Raw genomic sequence first — 20,016 nt, forward strand, 5'->3', positions numbered from 1 at the left:
CCATCACGGACGCGTGTGGTCAGCCGACATCGGTCCGGCCGCGCCGGTCGCTGCGCAGGTTGGCGTAAAGCACATGGTTGCGCCAGCGCCCCGCAATCTGCAGATAGCTTTGCGCCACGCCTTCATACTTGAAGCCGCATTTCTCCAGCACCCCGCGCGAGGCGGCGTTTTCCGGCAGGCACGCGGCCTCGATCCGGCTGAGGTCGAGCACGGTGAAGGCGTGATGCACCACCGCCAGGATCGCCTCGCGCATGTAGCCGTGGCGGGCATGGGCCGCGCCCATCCAGTAGCCCAGCGTGCCCGCCTGTGCGGGCCCCCGGCGGATGTGGTCAAGCGTGATCGCCCCCAAGAGCGCGCCGTCCCCGCGCCGGATCAGCAGCAGCGGCAAGGCCGTGCCCTGCGCCTGCGCCCGGTTGGCCCAGTAGACCCGGTTGGTGAAGGCCTTGCGGCTGAGGTGGTCTTCCAACCACAGCGGCTCCCACGGTTTCAGGAAAGCCTCGCTTTGCGCGCGCAGGCCCGACCAGGGGTGAAAGTCGCCGTGCTGGGGCAACCGCAGCGTCATGCGCTCGGTCTCGACCCTCAGCTTGCGGCGCAGGCCCAGCATCAGGCGGCAAGCGCCTTGCGCACCGCATCCAGCCCCGGCGCCTCGGCCACCGGACCATACAGCGCCATCGCCACCGGCGCCTGCACCATCTCGGCGGCATAGGTGCGGACGTGCTCGGTGGTCACGGCGTCGATCTTCGCCACCGCCTCGTCGACATCAGGCACCCGGCCCCAGATCGACAGCAGCCGCGCCAGCCGTTCGGCGCGGCTTGACGGGCTTTCCAGCCCCATCAGCAGGCCCGCCTTCAGCTGCGCCCGCGCCCGCGCCACCTCGGCCTCCGACATGTCGCCCGCGGCGCGTTTCAGCTCGTCCACCGTCAACTGTGTGAGGTCGCCGATCTCCTCGGCCGAGGTGCCGGCGTAGATGGTGATCTGGCCGGTATCCTCATACGCCCCGGACTGGGCGAAGATCGAATAGCACAGCCCCCGCTCCTCGCGGATCTTCTGGAACAGGCGCGAGGACATGCCGCCCCCCATCGCCATGGCATAGACCTGTGCGGCATAGACATCGGGGGCGCGGTAGCTTGGCGCCTCGAAGGCCAGCGCCATGTGCACCTGCTCCAGCGCCTTGATCTCGCGCTTTTCGGCGCCGGTAAAGCGGGCGGGCTGGATCAGGCTGCCACCGACCGGCTTCAGCCCGCCGAACAGCTCGGTCGCCTGCGCCAGAAGCGCGTCATGGTCCACCCCCCCCGCCGCCGACAGGATCATCTGGTCGGGGCCGTAATGTTCCCTGACGAAGCGCACGAGGTCGGCGCGCTTGAAGCCCGAAACCCGCTCCGACGGCCCGAGGATGCTGCGCCCGAACGGCTGGTCGGGGTAGCTCGCCTCTTGCAGCCAGTCGAAGATGATGTCGTCGGGCGTGTCAAGCGCCTGCCCGATTTCCTGCAGGATCACATGGCGTTCGACCTCGATTTCCTTGCGGTCGAACACCGGGTTCAGCACGATGTCGGCAATCACGTCCAGCGCCATGCCGACATCGGCGGTCAGCACGCGGGCGTAATAGGCCGTCATCTCGCGGCTGGTGTAGGCGTTGATGTAGCCGCCGACATCCTCGATTTCCTCGGCGATGCGCAGGGCGGACCGGCGCTTGGTGCCCTTGAACGCCATGTGTTCCAGAAAATGCGCGATGCCGTTCTGTTCCACCCGTTCATGGCGCCCGCCGGCCGTGACCCAGATGCCGACCGAGGCCGATTTCAGCCCCGGCATGTCTTCGGTCACGATGCGAAAGCCGTTGGGCAGGGTATCAAGGCGAAGCGTCAACGGCCGGTCCTTTCAAGAATGAGGCTTTCGATCGCCCCCAGATCATTGGCCACGCGCGTCATGCGCTCTGGCCGGTCAAAGAGGTCGGCCATGCGCTCGGGCAGGCCAGGGCGGGCGCCCATCGCGGCCTCGACCGCGTCGGGAAACTTGGCGGGGTGGGCGGTGGCAAGGGTGATCATCGGCACGTCGCCTTGATGGTCGCCCGCGACCTTGACGGCAACCGCCGAATGGGGGCAGAGCACCTCGCCCGTATCGGCAAAGACCTGGGCGATGGTGGCGCGGGTTTCATCCTCGGAGCAGCGGCCCGAGGCGAAACCGGCGCGCAACGCCTGCAAGGCCCCCTGCGAGATGCGAAAGCCCCCCGCCTTCAGCTCGGCCATCAGCTGCGCCACCGCCGACCCGTCACGCCCGTAGGCATCGAACAGCGCGCGTTCGAAGTTCGACGACACCTGGATGTCCATCGACGGGCTGATCGACGGCTTGACGCCGTTGGTGGCATAGGCGCCCGTGGTCAGGGCGCGGTGCAGGATGTCGTTCTGGTTGGTGGCGATCACCAGTTCGGCAATCGGCAGGCCCATGGCGCGCGCGATGTGGCCCGCGAAGATGTCGCCGAAATTGCCGGTGGGCACGGTGAAGCTGACCGGCCGGTGCGGCGCGCCCAGCGACACGGCGGAACTGAAGTAATACACCACCTGCGCCAGCACCCGCGCCCAGTTGATGCTGTTGACTCCGGCCAGCCGCACCCCGTCGCGGAAGGCGAAGTCGTTGAACATGTCCTTCACGCGGGCCTGACAATCGTCAAAATCGCCGTCCATCGCCAGCGCATGGACGTTGGATTCGGTCGGCGTCGTCATCTGGCGGCGCTGCACGTCCGACACCCGGCCATGCGGGAACAGGATGAACACGTCGACCGCATCCAGCCCGCGGAACGCCTCGATCGCCGCCGACCCGGTATCGCCCGAGGTCGCGCCGACGATCGTCACCCGCTCGCCGCTTTTCGCCAGCGCCGCCTGCATCATCTGCCCGATCAGCTGCATGGCGAAATCCTTGAACGCCAGCGTCGGGCCGTGGAACAGCTCCAGCAGGAAATGGTTCGCGCCGATCTGCACCAGCGGCGCGCGGGCGGCATGGCCGAACCCGGCATAGGCCCGTGCGATCAGGCCGCGGAACTCGTCCTCGGCAAAGGTGTCGCGCACGAAGGGCCACATCACCGCGAAGGCGGTTTCCTCGTAGGATTTTCCGGCCAGCGCGGCAATCGCGGCGGGGCTCATCACCGGCACGGCATCGGGCACGTAAAGCCCGCCGTCGCGGGCCAGACCCGTCATCATCGCTTCGCCGAAAGCCAGGGTCGGGGCCGTGCCCCGTGTCGAGATATACTGCATCGCGCCCATCCGTCAGTGCGTCCGCCGCCTGATACGCCAGAGCAGCAGCACTGTCATCCCCAGCCACACCACCGCAAGCGAAAACCATGTGATCGCATAGGTCAAATGGTCATTGGGGATGCCCGAGGTATCGACCGGCAGCGGGTCTATGTCGTCGCCGGTCGGCACGCGCGCCACCACCAGCAGGGGCTCGGTGCCCAGGGCTGCGGCCATCGCGGGCACGTCGCGGGCGAACCACAGGTTGCGCCCGGCGTCGGGGGCGGGGGTGAAGCTGTCAACCTCGTCGGGCCAGTGCAGGTTGCCGGTGACCTGCGCGATGGTCACGCTGCGCGGCAGGCCCTTCTCGACCTCGGGCACGAAGCCGCGATCCACCAGCACCCGCCGCCCGGTGTCGGTCAGGAACACCGCGATCACCCGCACGCCCGCGCCGATCTGCTTGCGCGAGGCCAGCACCTCCAGCCCCTCGCCGGTAAACGCGCCCGTCATGGTCACCGGCAGATAGCGTTGGGCCACCGGGTCGGGGTCGCGCGGCAGATCGACCGGGGCGGCGGCGATATGGGCCGCGATGTCGGCCAGCACCGCCTCTTTCCACGCCAGCCGCTGCACCTGCCAGACCCCCAGCGCAATCAGGATGGCAGCCCCGGCAAGGCCGAACAGCACGGGCAGAAGATAGCGTTTCATGCGGGCCTTCCGTCACGGGTCGGGGACAATGCGAAAGCGCGGACCCGACGGCCCGCGCTTGCCTCGGATTTCCGGCCGGGGCAAGTGCCGCCGGCGCGCGGCCTATTGCCCCCAGACGTAGATCGAGGCGAACAGGAACAGCCAGACCACATCGACGAAATGCCAGTACCACGCCGCCGCCTCGAAGCCGATATGCTTTTCGGGGGTGAAATGCCCCTTCATCGCCCGCACCAGACAGACCGCAAGGAAGATGGTGCCGACCACCACGTGAAAGCCGTGGAACCCGGTCGCCATGAAGAAGTTCGCGCCGTAGATGTTGCCCGCGAAGCCGAAGGCGGCATGGCTGTATTCATAGGCCTGGAACGCGGTGAACAGCACGCCCAGCACGATGGCCAGCGCCAGCCCGTTCACCAGATCCTTGCGGTTGTTCTCGTGCACCAGCGCATGGTGCGCCCAGGTCGCGGCCATGCCCGAACACAGCAGGATCAGCGTGTTGATCAGCGGCAGGTGCCAGGGGTCGAAGGTCTCGATTCCGGCCGGGGGGAAGATGCCGTCCACCAGCGGCGACATCTCGCCCATCGGGTAGAGCGCGTGCTTGAAGAAGCTCCAGAACCAGGCCGCGAAGAACATCACCTCCGACATGATGAACATGATGAAGCCGTAGCGCAGCCCGATCCGAACCACCGGCGTGTGGTCGCCGACCTGGCTTTCATGCACCATCTCGGACCACCAGGCGAACATCACATACAGAACCAGCACAAAGCCGATCAGCCCCAGCCATGGCCCCGAGCCATGCATCCACTTGACCGCCCCGAAGAACATGGTGAAGGCCCCGACCGCCCCTAGGAACGGCCAGATCGACGGCGGCAGGATGTGGTAATCGTGGTTCTTTGCATGTGCCATGGTCCGGTTCCCTCGTTTTTTCTTGTCAGTTTACCACGGCGGAAGGGGTGGCCAGCGCCGCCTGGTCCGTCGGAATCTCGGTCTCGAAGAATGTGTAGGACAGGGTGATCTGGGTGACGTAGCGCCCCTCGGGGTCATTCACCATCGCCGGGTCGACATAGAAGGTCACCGGCATCTGCACCCGCTCGCCGGGTTGCAGCACCTGCATCTCGAAGCAGAAGCAGTCGATCTTGGTGAAGTAGCCGCCTGCCGAATAGGGAAACACGTTGTAGCTGGCGCTGCCCGCAACGGCGCGGTCGGTCGGGTTGTAGGCCTCGTAGAAGGCAAGGCCGGTCTCTCCGATCCGCAGGTCCATCTCGGGCACCAGCGGCTTGAATTCCCACGGGAAGCCCGCGACCTTCGATCCGTCGAAGCGGATCTTCACGGTGCGGTCCAGGATCACGTCGGACCCGGTTTCCGCGACCGAGGTCGTGCCCGCAAAGCCCGTCACCTGGCAGAACCAGCGGTAGAACGGCACCGCAGCGAAGGACAGCGACACCATCAGCACCACCACCCCGGCCAGGGCCGTTGCCGTCCGCCGCGGCCCGGTCATTTGACCACATCCGCAGGCAGCAGTTCGGGCCGCAGCACATGGTCGAAACCCTGCATCTGGCCCACGCGCTGCACCTTGACCACGGTCAGCCCGAACACCAGCGCCACGAACCCCGCCAGCACCAGCCCGAGGCCCAGATTGCGTCCGAAGCGGCGTTTGTAGATCTCGTGTTCTTCCCCGAATGCCATGCTACCAGCCTCCCAGCCCGAAAGTTTTCAGTGCGGCTTCCAGCAGGAACGCCCCGAAATGCAGGAACAGGTAATACAGCGAAAAGCGGAACACCTGCTTTTCGACCGCATACTTGTCCGCCTCGGCCATCACCTCGTCGCGCCGCCAGATCCGCACCGCGCCCCACAGGAAGATCGCGTTCAGCACGACCGAGGCCGCCAGATACACCGGCCCGCCGATCGACGTGAACCCGGCCGCCAGCGCCACCGGCACCAGCGCGATGGTATAGACCAGCACATGCGCCCGTGTCGCGCGGCGTCCATGCGTCACCGTCAGCATCGGCACGCCGGCGTTGGAGTAATCTTCCTTCATGAACAGCGCCAGCGCCCAGAAGTGCGGCGGCGTCCACATGAAGATCAGCGCGAACATCAGCGCGCTTTCCATCGATACGCCCCCCGTCGCCACCGCCCAGCCGATCATCGGCGGAAAGGCCCCGGCGGCGCCGCCGATCACGATGTTCTGCGGCGTCAGCCGCTTCAGCCACATCGAATAGACCACGGCATAGAAGAAGATGGTGAAGGCCAGCAACCCGGCGGCAAAGAGGTTGGTCGCCAGCCCCAGCATCACCACCGAGATCCCCGACAGCGCCAGCCCGAACCCCAGCGCCTCGCCCGGGGTCACCCGGCCCGCAGGCACGGGGCGGTTGCGGGTGCGCCGCATCACGGCGTCGATGTCGGCATCCCACCACATGTTCAGCGCGCCCGAGGCCCCTGCCCCCAGCGCAATGAACAGGATCGCGGCCAGCCCGACCACCGGATGCACGCCCACGGGTGCCACCAGCAGCCCGACCACGGCGGTAAACACCACCAGCGACATCACCCGCGGCTTCAGCAGCGCCACGAAATCGGCAAAACCCGCCTCGACGCTTGCCGTGTCCGGGGCCACATCCACCCGAATGTCACTCATACCGCTTCCCCCCAGGCAATGCCCGTCCCGGTCAATCTGCCGCCGCAAGTGTCACAGGCGTGCCGACATCGGCGCTCAGCTGCACATTCCCGGCCTTGGCCCCGGCCAGCCAAACATCATACGCCGCCTGGCTGACGACCTTGACGGTGATCGGCATGTAGGCATGGCTCTTTCCGCACAATTCGGAACACTGACCGAAATAGACGCCCTCGCGTTCCGGCGTGAACCACAGTTGCGCCAGGCGGCCCGGAACCCCGTCCTGCTTGACGCCGAAGGCGGGCATCGCCCAGGAATGGATCACGTCGGCGCCGGTCACCTGCATCACGACGGACTTGCCGATCGGCAGCACCACGGCGGTATCGGTCGCCAGCAGGAAGTCGTCGCGGCTGTAGCCCAGCGCCTCCAGCTTCATCACCGCCACGTCGTCCAGCACCTCGGCCCGCCCGATCGGCTGGTCAGCGCCCAGCGCATCGACCCGGGTCGCGCCATCGACCAGGAAACTGTCGAAGGCCACATCCTCGCCGACGTATTCATAGCCCCAGTACCACTGGTAGCCGGTGACCTTGATGGTGATGTCGCCCTGCGGAATCTCCTGCTGCTTGAACAGCACCGGCAGCGAGAACGCCCCGATGAACACCAGGATCACGATCGGCACCACCGTCCAGGCCACCTCCAGCGGCGAGTTGTGGGTGAAGGTCGCGGGCGTCGGGTTGGCGCGGCTGTTGTAGCGGATGATCACCCAGATCAGCAGCGCCGTGACCAGAACGGTGATCGCGCTGATGATCAGCAGGACCATGTGATCCAGATCCTGCAGGTCGCGCGCGATCTCGGTCGCGGCGGGCTGGAAGCCCATCTTGCCGTCGATCGGCCGTCCGACCGTCTCAAGCCCCTGCGCCAGCGCCGCCCGGCCAAGGGAAACCATGCCGCATCCGGCAGCACTGGCGGAAAGAAAGGTCATCAGACGCATGTTCATATCCCGTTCGAAATCGCGGTTTTCGGCGCCGCCTGTCTGCCCTGCCCGGTGGTTGGGCAGAATCCCGTTGTTTCTGCTTCCTTTGAAACCATATTGAGACTTCGACGACAAGAGTCGTGTTGCGTCACTTCGACGCTGTTTGACATGGATCAAGGACAAAGCGATGACCGACACCCCGTTCCGGCCCTTCGAAAGCCATATCGACGAAGCGGTTGCCCTGTCCGTGCTGCGCGAAGCAACCGCCGGGGCCGAGGATGGCGAATTGTTCCTCGAACGCCGCCGGTCCGAATCGCTGGTGCTGGACGACGGGCGCGTCAAGACCGCCAGCTACGACGCCGCCGAAGGCTTCGGGCTGCGTGCGGTCAACGGCGAGGTTGCAGGCTACGCCCATTCGACCGAGATTTCCGAACGCGCCCTGCGCCGCGCCGCCGAAACCGCCCGCCTCGCGGTCGGATCGGGCGGCGGCACGCTGGCGACAGGCCCGCGGCGCAGCGATGCCCGACTCTACGGCGATTCCGACCCGATGCAGGACGCGACCTTCGCGGTCAAGATCGACCTGCTGCGCGAGATCGACGCCTACGCCCGCGCGCTCGACCCGCGCGTGGTGCAGGTCTCGGCCACGGTGTCCGCCGGGCTGCAGGAGGTCGAGATCCTGCGCCCCGACGGCCAGCGCCTGCGCGACATCCGCCCGATGGCGCGGATCAACATCTCGGTCATCGTCGAGCAGAACGGGCGCCGCGAAAGCGGCGGCACCGGCGGCGGCGGCCGCCACGGCCTCGCGCAACTGATGGAGCCCGCGTACTGGGAGGCGCAGGCGCGCGAGGCGCTGCGCATCGCCTGCGTGAACCTCGAGTCCGTCCCTGCCCCGGCCGGCACGATGGACGTGGTGCTGGGCGCGGGCTGGCCCGGCATCCTGCTGCACGAGGCCGTGGGTCACGGGCTGGAAGGCGACTTCAACCGCAAGAAGACCTCGGCCTTCGCCGGGCTGATGGGCCGGCGGGTCGCGGCCCCCGGCGTCACCGTGCTGGACGACGGCACCCTGCCCGACCGGCGCGGCTCGCTCAGCATCGACGACGAGGGCACGCCCTCGGCCCGCAACGTGCTGATCGAGGACGGCATTCTGGTCGGCCTGATGCAGGACCGCCAGAACGCCCGCCTGATGGGCGTCGCCGCCACCGGCAACGGGCGGCGCGAAAGCTTCGCCCACATCCCGATGCCGCGCATGACCAATACCTACATGCTGGGCGGCACCACCGACCCCGCCGACATCATCGCCAGCCTGAAGGACGGCATCTACGCCGTGGGCTTTGGCGGCGGCCAGGTCGACATCACCAACGGCAAGTTCGTGTTCTCCTGCACCGAGGCCTACCGGGTGCAGAACGGCCGGATCGGCGCCCCGGTCAAGGGCGCCACCCTGATCGGCGATGGCGCCACCGCGCTGCAGCAGATCCGCGCCATCGGCAACGACATGGCGCTCGATCCGGGCATCGGCAACTGCGGCAAGGCGGGGCAGTTCGTCCCGGTCGGCGTCGGTCAACCCACCCTGCTGATCGGCGGCCTCACGGTCGGCGGCTCGGCAGCATGAACCGGCGGTCCGGGCCTTTGGCACAGACGGGGGGCTGTCTGCCCCCCACGCCTTCGGCTCCCCCCGAGGGTATTTTCGCCAAAAAGAAACCGCAGGGCACCTACATGTTTCTCATTGGTCCAAATACCCTCGGGGGGTGAATTGGCCGCAGGTGTCGGTGTTCACTTGGTCTGAATGTGTGGTGCAAATGGTTTGATATCGGAAGAGGGAACCTGACGGCGGAAGACCGTGGCTGACGATTTCGGGGAATAGCTGGGAACAGATGGTTACTCGCGATTGGGGAGGTCGGGCGGTTTGCCGTGGCGTTGCCACCAGCGGTGCAGGCTGCTGCGGCTGATGTGGCGGTCGGGCGTGAAGTGTTCTGCCACGGCGGTGACGATCTGGTCGAAGGTCATCCGATCAAGCCGCGCGCGGACGAAGGCTTCAATCTCCGGGTCGGCGGTGATCCGGGATGGGACTCCGCATCGGTGAAGGCGCGATGTTCGGCGGTTGGCGAGACTGGGTCGGGCGTCGGGATGAAGCCGCCGTGAAGGATGGCTTCAAGGGCGGTTAAAGCGTTTGCGGTCGATGCAGTGGCAAGGGCAAGAAGGTCGCGGCTTCGCTGCGTCTGAGCCAGGGCGTCGGCGACCAGGGCTGCGGTGGCGCGCGGCGTGCTGCGGTGATCGGTCATCTCGACTGCCTTGCCGCTTCGGCCTTCAGCCATTTCCGGACGCTGATGTCGCTGGTGCGGAGCGTCCGGGCGATATCGGCGGTGGAATGGCCCTGCCATTCCAGGACGGCGGCAAGCCATGCCTTGGCAAGCGGGACGCGGCGTTGCGTGATCCGGGTGGACCTGCCCAGAGCGCGGGCCTTGTCCGGTCCGACCAGAGTTTCAAGGCGGGACCGGCCCTTGGGTTCGGCTGCCAGGTAGAGTTCCGCCCCGTCGAAGGTCAGCAGGAATTCAACGGTCAGCTCCGCGCCCAGCACGTTGAAGTAGGGTTCCACCTGCGCGGTTGGCCGGGGGAAGGGGCGCGCGAGTTCTGTCATTCGGGAAGGTTCCTGCTTTGCGGTGTTTCGCCCGACCCCCCGCCAACCGGCCCAGGAAAAAAAAATCCGGCCGGCGGGGTGCCACTCGCGGAGCTCTCTCTTCTCCGCTGGCATCAGGCCGGGTTTCCCCGACCCGATCTTCAATCCCTCAGCGTGCCCGGAGGCAGCCCGAGCTGCGCGCAGACGGCTTCCGCCATGTCAGACCCGGTGCGCGACGCGGGGCTTCCCGGCGGCTGCGCGCCCATGTGCGACGGCTTGAGGAGATGCGCAAAGGGCGGCACCGTGCTGGCAACGAAGCGGTCAAAGCTCGCCTCGTCGTTCATGCAGAGCGCGGTGGCCCATCCCTTCATCGCTGGCGAAATGTAGCCGCGCCGCAGGGCATCCGCGACCTTCTGAGGCGGTGGCAAGGGTCAGGTTGCGTTCGGCCAGCATGGCCTGCACCGTCTCGACCGGCACGAACTTGGCCGGGTCCGGGGCATCAGTGCCCTTGGCCTTCAGCAGCTCTGCCAGGGCGGCCAGCATCTCTTCTTCGGTTGCGTCCGGCCCGAGCTTCAGGGCTTCGGCAAGGCGGGCGTAGCGTACTGCGGGAGTGCTTTCGGGGGGCATGGTGTCTTCCTGACTGGCAAGGGCGGCAAGGTGGAGGTTCGGGTTGTGCACGAGGCCCGCGCCTTTCAGCCGGACAATCGCCTTGGTCTTCGGGTGGAAGAGGAAGCTCGGGACAGGTAGCGGTATTCCCGGTTGCCGATCATCTCGCGCGCGGTGGCCGTCCATTCCACCCGGCCCCAGAGCCCGCCCGCCGCGATCTTCAGTTCCTTGATCCAGCCCGCCGCCGGAACCGGGCCGTTCAGCTTGGCTTCCGGCCGGTCGTTCTGGTGTTCGTAGTCGATCGGCAGATCGACGCCGGCCGACTGGAAGGCCAGCACCAGGGCGGCCGGGTCCGCCAGATCGAATTCGCGACCGTCGCGCCCGGTCATCCGCCCTTCCGGGAAGAGCTGCACCCATTCGGGCGCGGAACCGCCCGGCGCAAGGGCGCGGTCGCAGATGCCAAGGGCAAGCCCGGGCATGGCGTCAGGCCACATACGGCGTGACGATCAGTTCCGCCGTGCCCTTCCAGGGGTTCGACCCGCCGCCGTCCTTCGTTTCGGTGTTCAGCGGGTGCAGCGCCGCGCTTTCCAGTGACGGCGGCACCACCAGGACAGTCGGGGGCACGCCCAGGATGCGCCCGCCGTCGCTCTTGAAGTTCATCATCGCCGCCCGCGCGGCAGCGTAGTTCGCTTCGGTCAGGTCGGCTTTGGAGCCGAAGGCAAGCTGCCAGAGACCGAAGCCAGCATTGACCCGCGCCCGGACGCCGTAGATGTACTCGTCGTTCATGAACACATGCTGGTCGTTGGCGCCGGTGATCGACTGGAACTCGTACTTCTCGCGTTCCTGCCAGATGATCGGGCGCACGGCGCGCGACGTGTCCAGCAGGAACCAGGGCGCGCCCGATCCCGCCTGCATGTTGCTGACCAAAACCGGCGCGGCCCCGGCGTCCAGTTCAACCGGGTGATCGGTGTCGAAGAAGTTCTGGCCGTCGAAACAGTTGGTGGTGAAGCCCGCCTTCAGCAGGCCGAAGACCAGCTCTTCGGGGTGACGGCGGCTGTCCTGCCCCATTTCCGCGAACATCGGCTTGAAGAGCCCGAGCTTGTCGTCGGCAATGTCGGTGCGACCGACCGAAACCGTCGCCTCGAACTTGCGGTTCGCGATGGTGAAGCCGTGCGCCTTCAGCCCGTTGACGTAGCGCCCCCCGACCCATTCGCGCAGGCGGGGGAACATGCCCAACCAGCCATAGGTCTCATCGCGGCTGGCACTCGGCACCGTCATGGCGATCTTGTCGGCATGGGCCGGGGCGGCGGCAAAGGCATCGGAATAGACGGTCTTGAAGCCCCGGAAGGCAAGGTCCAGCGTTTGGCTGTTGATGATCACGGCGATAGGCCCTTCCTGTCATTGCGGCTTTGTGCAAGCCGTTGTGGATGGAAGGACCATACTCGCGCGCGCGCGTGCAAAACACCCGCACACCCTTGCGGGGGAATGCGGCTGGGCGGGTTGAAGGGAGGGCTTGCCGGTCCCGTACCTGAACGCCCGAAGCGGTTTCGCGTTATGAGCGCGACGGCCTCATGCCCCGGCAAGCCGCCCGAGACTATCAGACCGCCCCGATTCCGGGAAGCCCCGGGCGAGGCCGCGCGACCGGCGCGGAGCTGGAATCGAACCAGCATCAGGTCTTCGATTTCTCGAAAAGCCCCCTTCCCAATCGGGGGACACCGCGCCGATATTCCCGCCCGGATGCGCGGCCAACGGAGCCTGCCAATCAGGATCGTGAAATTAAACAGGTGTCCGACGAAATTAAACGGGGTGAGGGGGTTTCCGGTAGTCAGGTGGCCCGGAACACGAAAGGGCCTTCCACGGCCTTCCTATGGAGTCTGCGGCAATGGCAAAGGGCGGCACGATTTCCCGCGCCGCCCATTCTTGCACCCCGTCCAGGTTGTGTTTCGGCGTGCAATTTTGACCCCTCAGGCGGGGTGATCGGCGTGCAATTTTGACCCCCCTGCTGATCTGTCAGACCGTTCGTTGCGGGGCAGCGGACGGAGGGGGAGTTGAAGCGGGTGGATACGATCGCGCGGGTCCGGCGGGCCTTTCATGTTCAGGGTTGGTCGATGAAGAAGATCGCCCGGGATCTGCATCTGTCGCGCAATACCGTGCGCAAGATCCTGCGGTCGGGTGAGACGGACTTCACCTATGAGCGGGAGCGACAGCCGATGCCGCGGATCGGGCCTTGGCAGGGTCAGCTGGAGCAGTTCCTGTCGGCCAATGCGGGCAAGGCGTCACGAGAACGGCTGACGCTGATCCGGATCTTCGAGGAACTGCGCGGGCTCGGATACGAGGGCGGCTATGATGCCGTGCGTCGGTTCGCCAAGGCCTGGTCGCAGAACCGGGGGGCCGCGACGGCCGAGGCCTATGTGCCGCTCTACTATGCGCCGGGTGAGGCGTATCAGTTCGACTGGAGCCACGAGGTCATCCTGATCTCGGGCGTAACCGTCACCGTGAAGGTGGCGCATGTCCGGCTTTGCCACAGCCGGATGATGTTCGTCCGGGCCTACATGCGCGAGAGCCAGGAGATGGTCTTTGACGCGCATGACCGGGCGTTCGCCTTCTTCAAGGGCACCTGCACGCGCGGGATTTACGATAACATGAAGACGGCGGTCGAGGCGGTCTTCAGTGGCAAGGAACGGCAATACAACCGCCGTTTCCTGCAGATGTGCAGCCATTACCTGGTCCAGCCTGTCGCTTGCACGCCTGCCTCAGGCTGGGAGAAGGGCCAGGTCGAGAACCAGGTCGGGTTGGTGCGCGAGCGGTTCTTCACGCCGCGCCTGCGGGTCAGGAGCCTGGAAAAGCTGAACGCCTGGCTGATGGACAAATGCGTGGCCTATGCCAAGGCGCACCGCCATCCCGAACAGACCGACAAGACGATCTGGGAGATGTTCGAGGCCGAGCGCCCCCATCTCGTTCCCTATGTTGGCTCCTTCGACGGCTTCCACAGCGTGCCTGCTTCCGTGTCGAAGACCTGCACGGTCCGGTTCGACAACAACAAGTATTCCGTCATGGCCACGGCGGTCGGGCGGCCTGTCGATGTCCATGCCTATGCCGACCGGATCGTCATCCGGCAGGATGGCGCGGTGGTCGCAGAACATCCCCGCGCCTTTGGTCGGGGTGAGACGGTTTATGATCCGTGGCACTATGTGCCTGTTCTGGCGCGTAAGCCCGGCGCCCTGCGCAATGGTGCCCCGTTCAGGGACTGGGTCCTGCCGCAGGCCATGGCCGCTGTCCGGCGCAAGCTGAAGGGCAGCGACGATGGTGATCGTCAGATGGTCCAGATCCTGACCTGCGTGCGGGATGACGGGCTGCAGGCGGTCGAAGCGGCCTGCCGCGAAGCCCTCGATCAAGGCGTCCATTCCGCCCCGGTCATCATCAACATCCTTGCCCGCAGCAAGGACGCCGCACCGCCACCGCTGCTGCTCACGCCCGCAAGCCTGCGCCTCACCCATGCGCCGGTGGCAGATTGTGCCAGATATGACAGCCTCAGGAGGACAACCAGTCATGGAACGAACCCAAATCCTCGACCTGATGAGCAGCCTCAAGCTCTACGGGATGCGCAGTGCCTATGACGAGGTCATGGGCAACGGCATCAAACGCCAGCATGAACCGCCGCGCATTGTAGGGGATCTGCTGCAGTCCGAGATCGCCGAGATCGAGCCAGCGTGTCGCCATCGGTTCGAGACCGCTGGCGAGGGGCCCGGTCCATCCGCTACCAGATGACCATCGCCAAGCTGCCGCTGGCCAAGGAATGAGGAGGGTCAGCGGACCTTCCAGTGGAAGGTCCGCCCGACGAATGACGCCTTCGACTTCACCGGCACGCCGATCAACGAGGGTCTGGTGCGCGATCTGGCCACCGGCGGCTTCGTGGCCGACCAGCGCAATGTCGTCCTGATCGGTGGCACCGGCACCGGCAAGACACACCTTGGGATCGCCATCGCCCGCGCGCTCATTCGCAACGGCACGCGCGGCCGCTTCTTCAACGTCGTCGATCTGGTGAACCGGCTGGAGACCGAGACCCGCGGTGGCAAGCAAGGCCGCACGGCGGACTATCTGACCCGCATGGACTTCGTCATTCTCGACGAGCTGGGCTATCTGCCCTTCGCCCAGTCTGGCGGTCAACTCCTGTTCCACCTCATCAGCCGCCTCTACGAACGCACCTCGGTCATCGTCACAACAAACCTCGCCTTCGTCGAATGGCCCACCGTTTTCGGCGACGCCAAAATGACGGCCGCCTTGGGTGGTGTCGCGGGAGTGGTGGAAATTTGAAGGCGGCGTAATCTCCGGGTGAACTGAAACCCACCCAGCCGGCGGCGCCAACCGCCAGGGAGATCACGCCATGAACGACATTACCGACAGCTCGGCCTTTTCGCTACTGCCCGACACGACCGGGTATGACCCGATCGAGGAGCGCCTGCGGGCGAGCGTCCGCGCGACCATCGAGACCATGTTTGAAGAGGAACTGGCCGAGTTTCTCGGCCGCATGCGCTACGGTCGCGGCGACGAGAAGGCGAAGGGCTATCGCCACGGGCACCGCGAGCGGCAGCTGACCGGCACCTTCGGCACCGAAACGGTGTGCGTGCCCCGCGCCCGGGTCGAGGACGAGGACGGCAAGGCTAAGGAATGGCGCTCGAAGGCGCTGCCGCGCTACCAGCGGCTGACGAAGAAGGCCGAGGCGCTGATCGCGGCGGTCTATCTTGCCGGGACCAACACCCGGCGCGTCAAGCGGGCGCTGTTCGGGCTGTTCGAGGGCGCCGTCAGCAAGGATGTGGTCAGCCGGGCCTGGCGCAAGGTGAAGGTGGATTGGGATGCCTGGTCGGCCCGCAGCCTGGCCGACGAGGACATCGTCCGGCTGATCCTCGACGGCACCGTGATCCGGACCCGGCTGGACCGCAAGGCCACCAACATCTCGGTGCTGGCGGCGATCGGCATCCGCCGCGACGGGCAGAAGGTATTGTTATCCATCAAGAACATGGGCGGAGAGAGCACATCTGCCTGGCGCCAGTTCCTCGACGACCTTGATGCCCGCGGTCTGAAGCGGCCCGAATTCGTCATCGTCGATGGCGCTCCCGGGCTTGAAGCCGCTCTGGTCGCGCTCTGGGGCGAGGCTCTGCCGATCCGGCGCTGCACGGTCCACAAGCACCGAAACCTGCTGGCGCACGCGCCCAGGCACCTGCACGACGAGCTGACCGAGGACTACCGCGACATGATCTGCGCCGACACCGCCGCCGGGATCGAGACCCGCCGCAAGGCATTCCTGCGCAAGTGGCAGCTCAAGTGCAAGGCCGTTGCCGACAGCCTTGAAGAAGCAGGGGACCGGCTCTTCAGCTTCACCCGCCTCGATCCCTCGCAATGGAAGTCGGCCCGGACCACCAACGCCATCGAACGGCTGAACGAGGAGTTCCGTCGCCGCGTCAAGACCCAGACCGTGCTGCCCTGCGCCGAGACCGTGCCGATGCTGCTCTGGGCGCTGCTGGCATCCGGTCAGATCCAGATGCGCAAGGTCGACGGCTGGGAGACGCTTTCCCAGCCCCTCGACCCGATGCCTCTTGACGCAGCCGCCTGAGAAACCGAACCTTCACATGCCCGGAGTGAGCCGCCAGGGAATTTCCACAGCATTCGCGACACGACCCGTTCCGGCCCGGTCTTCGGTGAACCGGGTTTTGCCGTCCAATGTTCTATAATATGTGGTGAAGGGCCCCAGGATCGTTTATCGGAACTTCAAAACGAAATTCTGCACGCCATCGAATCCGGGAACCAAAACCCGCGATCCCGAAGTTTCCCGAGCCCGCCAAGACGAGATGGCATCCAAGATCACGCATCCCTGACCCGCGACCATGCTGACCCGACATGCCACCCGACGAGCAGATACACCCATCCGAGACGCTCCCATCTTCATGCGGAGCCGGTGTCGTTTCCTCGCGTGCAAACACTTTGACCAAGGTATGCCGAACATCATCTCGATATCGACCATGAGCATTGACCTCCGGAGCCTCCCGAAATCCGATGAGCAGACGGAGTCGAATGCGAGAGATTTGGTTGATCTCACGCCGCATGATGGCGTCCTTTTTTGAGTGCCCGGAGATCAGGAATTACCCAGCGACGCCTTGAACGGACCATCCGGACTGCCAACTCCGGACGCAAGATGTTCGATGCCCCCACCTGGGCACCTCGAAAAATTGCCGTGACGACGCTGCCTTTGTAGGATGAAGGGGGCGTTTGGCTACTGGAGGATAACGATGGCGCAGATGGGGTTCTTTGATCTTTCAGACCGTTACGCGAGCCTTGATGCCAAGCGGGACCCGTTGGTCGAGATCGACGCCATCGTGCCTTGGGAGGAGTTTCGTCCGACGCTGGAGCGGGTCTGGCGGAAGCCTGAGGCGGAGCGGAAGTCGCGGGCAGGGCGCAAGCCGATGGACGCGGTGGTGATGTTCAAGACGCTGGTGCTGGGCGCGCTCTACAACCTGTCCGATGACCAGATGGAGTATCAGGTGCGCGACCGGCTGTCCCTCATGCGGTTTCTTGGTCTGGGGCTCGAGGACCGGGTGCCCGACGCCAAGACCGTCTGGCTGTATCGCGAGGGTCTGGCGCAGGCGGGTGTGGTCGATGCGCTGTTCAAGCAATTCGACGGGTATCTGGCGCGGCAGGGTTATATCGCGCGCGGCGGGCAGATCCTGGACGCCTCCATCGTGCCGGTGCCGCGCAACCATAACAAGCGGGATGAGAACAAGGTGCGTGTTTCGCTTGATGGTGGGCATCGATTTCACGGGATCATGGGCAGTCATTTCGCGTGAAGCTGGGCACTGATTTCGCGGGATCGCGGGCAGGTCTGGTCGGCAAATTGAGGATAGTTGCGCCTTCAGGAATGAAGGGGTGGCTTGATGCCGACAGGACGATTGAACATGCGCCGGATACGAGATGTTTTGCGATTGAAGCTTGGGCAAGGCCTGAGCGAGCGGTCCATTGCCGCTTCCCTCGGTCTGAGCAAGGGGAGCGTCGGAAGCTACACCCAACGGGCGCGTCATGCCGGGCTCACGTGGCCCTTGCCGGAGGGGATCGATGACGACAGCCTTGAACTTCTTTTGTTTCCAGCCCCGCCCACGGTGCCGGACGCGGAGCGGCTTGTGCCCGACTGGGCGGAGATTGACCGCGAGTTGCGCCGCCCTGGGGTGACGCGGATGCTGCTCTGGGAAGAATACCGTGCCGCGCACCCCGGGGGTTTTGCCTATACTTGGTTTTGCACGCATTACGAGGCTTGGAAGGGTCGGGTGCGCCCGACGATGCGCCAGACACATGTGGGCGGCGAGAAGGTGTTCGTTGACTTTGCCGGCGACACCATCGACGTGATCGACCCCACGACCGGCGAAGCGCGGGCCATGAAGCTGTTCGTGGCGGCAATGGGGGCATCGAATCACACCTATGCCGAGGCGGTGGCATCGGAGGGGTTGGAAGATTGGATCCTCGCGCATATCCGGATGTTCGCCTTTCTGGGCGGCGTGCCAAAGGCGGTGGTTCCGGACAATCTGAAGTCCGCCGTGATCAAGGCAGACCGGTTTGATCCGGGGCTGAACCGGACCTATGCCGAGATGGCGGCGCATTATGGCACCGCCGTTCTGCCCGCCCGGCCGCGCAAACCCCGGGACAAGGCGAAGGTGGAAGTGGCTGTCCAAGTGGCACAACGCTGGATTCTGGCGCGGCTGCGGAACCACCGGTTCTTCTCATTGGCCGAGTTGAACGTGGCGATCCGGCGGCTGCTGGACGAGTTGAACATGCGCGTGATGCGCGGCTATGGCGCCAGCCGCGCCGATCTGTTTGCCACTTTGGATCGGCCCAATCTTCAGCCCCTACCGCCCGAACCTTATGTCTTCGCCCGCTGGAAGCGCGCCCGCGTGGCACCCGACTATCACGTTGAGGTCGACAGCTCATGGTATTCCGTGCCCTTCGCGCTGATCAAACAAGAGGTCGATGTTCGCACAAGCGGCCAGACGGTCGAGATATTCCATCGTGGTCAGAGGGTTGCGAGCCACGTGCGCACCCCGGGGCGGCGCAGCCATGTCACCGTGGCCGACCATATGCCATCGGCCCATCGTCGCTTTGCCGAATGGACCCCGGCCAGAATGCTGGCGCAGGCAACCAAGACCGGCCCCGCCGTCGCCGCCTTTTGCGAGATGGTGATGGCTGACCGCCCCCATCCTGAACAGGGGTTCCGCACCTGCCTGGGTGTGCTGGCCTTGGTCAAAACCTATGGGCCGGAGCGCGTTGATGCGGCCTGCCAGCGGGGTGTGACCATCCGGGCCCGCACCGTCACCTCCATTCGTTCGATCCTCAAGACCGGCCTCGATCGCGCCTTCCTGGAAGGCTCCGAAGAGGTCGCCCCCCTCCAGCACGCCAACATTCGTGGCGGCAGCTATTACCATTGAGAAAGGACTAAAATGCTGACCCATCCCACCCACGACCGACTGTTGGCGCTCGGCCTGACCGGCATTGCATCGGCGCTCGAAGAACAACGCAGGTCAACCGCCTTCGACGCCCTCTCGTTCGAAGAGCGTCTCGGCCTGCTGGTCGACCGCGAGGCTGCAGAGCGCGACACCAAGAAACTGGCCTCCCGGCTCAAGTTTGCGGCTCTGCGCCAAGATGCCAGCGTCGAGGATCTGGACCTGCGCAGCCCACGTGGTCTTGACCGCAGTGTCATGGCGCATCTTGCCGATGGCGGCTGGATCGCCCGGCACGAGAACCTGCTGATAACCGGGCCGACCGGTTTGGGCAAAAGCTGGATCGCCTGCGCCCTTGGCCACAAGGCGTGCCGGGATGGGCGGCCCGTCCTCTATCAACGTGCGCCGCGCATGTTCGAGGCCCTTGCTCTGGCCCGTGGCGATGGCCGCCATGAACGCATCCTCAAAACCATCGCCCGCATGGATGTGCTGATCATTGACGATTGGGGCCTCGCCGTCCTCACCGCCCCGGAGCGCCGTGACCTGCTGGAAATCCTCGAAGACCGCCACGGCCGCGCTTCCACCATCGTCACAAGCCAACTCCCCGTTGACCAGTGGCACGAAGCCATCGGCGACCCAACGCTCGCAGATGCCATCCTCGACCGCCTCGTTCACAACGCACACCGCCTCACCCTCTCAGGTGAAAGCCTGCGCAGGCGCTCCGCCGTCACAAAAAAGCTTGACCAAATCGTTCAAGCCTGACTCCATGAAAGCGTCGGCCAGCCTGCCCACGATCCCGTGAAATGACTGCCCAG

General features: G+C 65.5%; 21 protein-coding genes, 1 tRNA gene and 2 pseudogenes. 7 read left to right on the forward strand and 17 right to left on the reverse strand.

Going from position 1 to position 20,016, the window contains the following annotated elements:
- Nucleotides 1–19 precede the first annotated feature (19 nt).
- The 9 genes from RNZ50_13000 to coxB all read right to left on the reverse strand — a co-directional run bounded on the left by RNZ50_13000 (nt 20) and on the right by coxB (nt 7,477).
- Complete coding sequence (locus RNZ50_13000) at nt 20–604, reverse strand: GNAT family protein (protein ID MDT8855915.1); 585 nt, start codon at nt 602–604, stop codon at nt 20–22.
- Nucleotides 604–1,863: a pitrilysin family protein gene (locus tag RNZ50_13005; GenBank protein ID MDT8855916.1), complete on the reverse strand. Its 1,260-nt coding sequence runs from the start codon at nt 1,861–1,863 to the stop codon at nt 604–606. The genes RNZ50_13000 and RNZ50_13005 overlap by 1 nt, the downstream gene beginning before the upstream one ends.
- The gene (thrC, locus tag RNZ50_13010; protein MDT8855917.1) at nt 1,860–3,245 is read right to left on the reverse strand and encodes a threonine synthase; all 1,386 of its coding nucleotides are present in this window, start codon (nt 3,243–3,245) and stop codon (nt 1,860–1,862) included. The genes RNZ50_13005 and thrC overlap by 4 nt, the downstream gene beginning before the upstream one ends.
- A 12-nt stretch (nt 3,246–3,257) precedes the next feature.
- Nucleotides 3,258–3,926 (reverse strand): SURF1 family protein, encoded by a 669-nt coding sequence (locus RNZ50_13015; protein ID MDT8855918.1) that lies wholly within the window; start codon nt 3,924–3,926, stop codon nt 3,258–3,260.
- Nucleotides 3,927–4,028: 102 nt separating this feature from the next.
- On the reverse strand, nt 4,029–4,829 hold the full coding sequence (locus RNZ50_13020; protein ID MDT8855919.1) for a cytochrome c oxidase subunit 3: 801 nt from the start codon (nt 4,827–4,829) through the stop codon (nt 4,029–4,031).
- Nucleotides 4,830–4,854: 25 nt separating this feature from the next.
- Nucleotides 4,855–5,421 (reverse strand): cytochrome c oxidase assembly protein, encoded by a 567-nt coding sequence (locus RNZ50_13025; GenBank protein ID MDT8855920.1) that lies wholly within the window; start codon nt 5,419–5,421, stop codon nt 4,855–4,857.
- Nucleotides 5,418–5,609, reverse strand: coding sequence for a hypothetical protein (locus tag RNZ50_13030; GenBank protein ID MDT8855921.1), 192 nt, complete (start codon nt 5,607–5,609; stop codon nt 5,418–5,420). Before RNZ50_13030 ends, RNZ50_13025 begins: the two co-directional genes overlap by 4 nt.
- A 1-nt stretch (nt 5,610) precedes the next feature.
- Nucleotides 5,611–6,555, reverse strand: coding sequence for a heme o synthase (gene cyoE, locus RNZ50_13035; GenBank protein ID MDT8855922.1), 945 nt, complete (start codon nt 6,553–6,555; stop codon nt 5,611–5,613).
- Nucleotides 6,556–6,586: 31 nt separating this feature from the next.
- Complete coding sequence (gene coxB / locus RNZ50_13040; protein MDT8855923.1) at nt 6,587–7,477, reverse strand: cytochrome c oxidase subunit II; 891 nt, start codon at nt 7,475–7,477, stop codon at nt 6,587–6,589.
- A 214-nt stretch (nt 7,478–7,691) separates the two neighbouring features.
- Between coxB and tldD the strand changes: the two genes are divergently transcribed.
- Nucleotides 7,692–9,113 (forward strand): metalloprotease TldD, encoded by a 1,422-nt coding sequence (gene tldD / locus RNZ50_13045; protein MDT8855924.1) that lies wholly within the window; start codon nt 7,692–7,694, stop codon nt 9,111–9,113.
- Between the two features lie 266 nt (nt 9,114–9,379).
- Here tldD and RNZ50_13050 read toward each other — a convergent pair whose 3' ends face one another.
- The 8 genes from RNZ50_13050 to RNZ50_13085 form a co-directional block, all read right to left on the reverse strand.
- Complete coding sequence (locus tag RNZ50_13050) at nt 9,380–9,508, reverse strand: hypothetical protein (GenBank protein MDT8855925.1); 129 nt, start codon at nt 9,506–9,508, stop codon at nt 9,380–9,382.
- Nucleotides 9,505–9,783, reverse strand: a complete 279-nt coding sequence (locus RNZ50_13055; GenBank protein MDT8855926.1) for a hypothetical protein — start codon at nt 9,781–9,783, stop codon at nt 9,505–9,507. Before RNZ50_13055 ends, RNZ50_13050 begins: the two co-directional genes overlap by 4 nt.
- A complete protein-coding gene (locus RNZ50_13060; protein ID MDT8855927.1) occupies nt 9,780–10,139 on the reverse strand; it encodes a helix-turn-helix domain-containing protein in 360 nt (119 codons plus the stop codon). The genes RNZ50_13055 and RNZ50_13060 overlap by 4 nt, the downstream gene beginning before the upstream one ends.
- Before the next feature lie 140 nt (nt 10,140–10,279).
- Nucleotides 10,280–10,489, reverse strand: a complete 210-nt coding sequence (locus RNZ50_13065; GenBank protein ID MDT8855928.1) for a hypothetical protein — start codon at nt 10,487–10,489, stop codon at nt 10,280–10,282.
- Nucleotides 10,440–10,796 (reverse strand): hypothetical protein, encoded by a 357-nt coding sequence (locus RNZ50_13070; protein ID MDT8855929.1) that lies wholly within the window; start codon nt 10,794–10,796, stop codon nt 10,440–10,442. Before RNZ50_13070 ends, RNZ50_13065 begins: the two co-directional genes overlap by 50 nt.
- A 14-nt stretch (nt 10,797–10,810) precedes the next feature.
- Nucleotides 10,811–11,203, reverse strand: coding sequence for a phage protease (locus RNZ50_13075; GenBank protein MDT8855930.1), 393 nt, complete (start codon nt 11,201–11,203; stop codon nt 10,811–10,813).
- Between the two features lie 4 nt (nt 11,204–11,207).
- Nucleotides 11,208–12,104, reverse strand: a complete 897-nt coding sequence (locus tag RNZ50_13080) for a Mu-like prophage major head subunit gpT family protein (protein ID MDT8855931.1) — start codon at nt 12,102–12,104, stop codon at nt 11,208–11,210.
- Nucleotides 12,105–12,366: 262 nt separating this feature from the next.
- A tRNA-Ser gene (locus tag RNZ50_13085) sits at nt 12,367–12,446 on the reverse strand.
- A gap of 326 nt (nt 12,447–12,772) precedes the next feature.
- Between RNZ50_13085 and istA (RNZ50_13090) the strand changes: the two genes are divergently transcribed.
- The 6 genes and pseudogenes from istA (RNZ50_13090) (at nt 12,773) to istB (ending at nt 19,963) form a co-directional block, all read left to right on the forward strand.
- Nucleotides 12,773–14,341 (forward strand): IS21 family transposase, encoded by a 1,569-nt coding sequence (istA, locus tag RNZ50_13090; GenBank protein ID MDT8855932.1) that lies wholly within the window; start codon nt 12,773–12,775, stop codon nt 14,339–14,341.
- A pseudogene (locus tag RNZ50_13095) lies at nt 14,274–15,008 on the forward strand (ATP-binding protein). Before istA (RNZ50_13090) ends, RNZ50_13095 begins: the two are co-directional and overlap by 68 nt.
- Nucleotides 15,009–15,108: 100 nt before the next feature.
- Nucleotides 15,109–16,335, forward strand: a complete 1,227-nt coding sequence (locus RNZ50_13100; protein MDT8855933.1) for an IS256 family transposase — start codon at nt 15,109–15,111, stop codon at nt 16,333–16,335.
- Between the two features lie 673 nt (nt 16,336–17,008).
- Nucleotides 17,009–17,500: pseudogene (locus RNZ50_13105) on the forward strand (transposase).
- Between the two features lie 150 nt (nt 17,501–17,650).
- Nucleotides 17,651–19,189 carry an IS21 family transposase gene (gene istA / locus RNZ50_13110; GenBank protein MDT8855934.1) on the forward strand — a complete coding sequence of 513 codons (1,539 nt, stop codon included), beginning with the start codon at nt 17,651–17,653 and terminating at the stop codon, nt 19,187–19,189.
- Between the two features lie 12 nt (nt 19,190–19,201).
- Nucleotides 19,202–19,963, forward strand: a complete 762-nt coding sequence (gene istB / locus RNZ50_13115) for an IS21-like element helper ATPase IstB (protein MDT8855935.1) — start codon at nt 19,202–19,204, stop codon at nt 19,961–19,963.
- Nucleotides 19,964–20,016: the final 53 nt, after the last annotated feature.

It is taken from the genome of Paracoccaceae bacterium Fryx2, from assembly GCA_032334235.1.
Taxonomy (GTDB): Bacteria; Pseudomonadota; Alphaproteobacteria; order Rhodobacterales; family Rhodobacteraceae; genus JAVSGI01.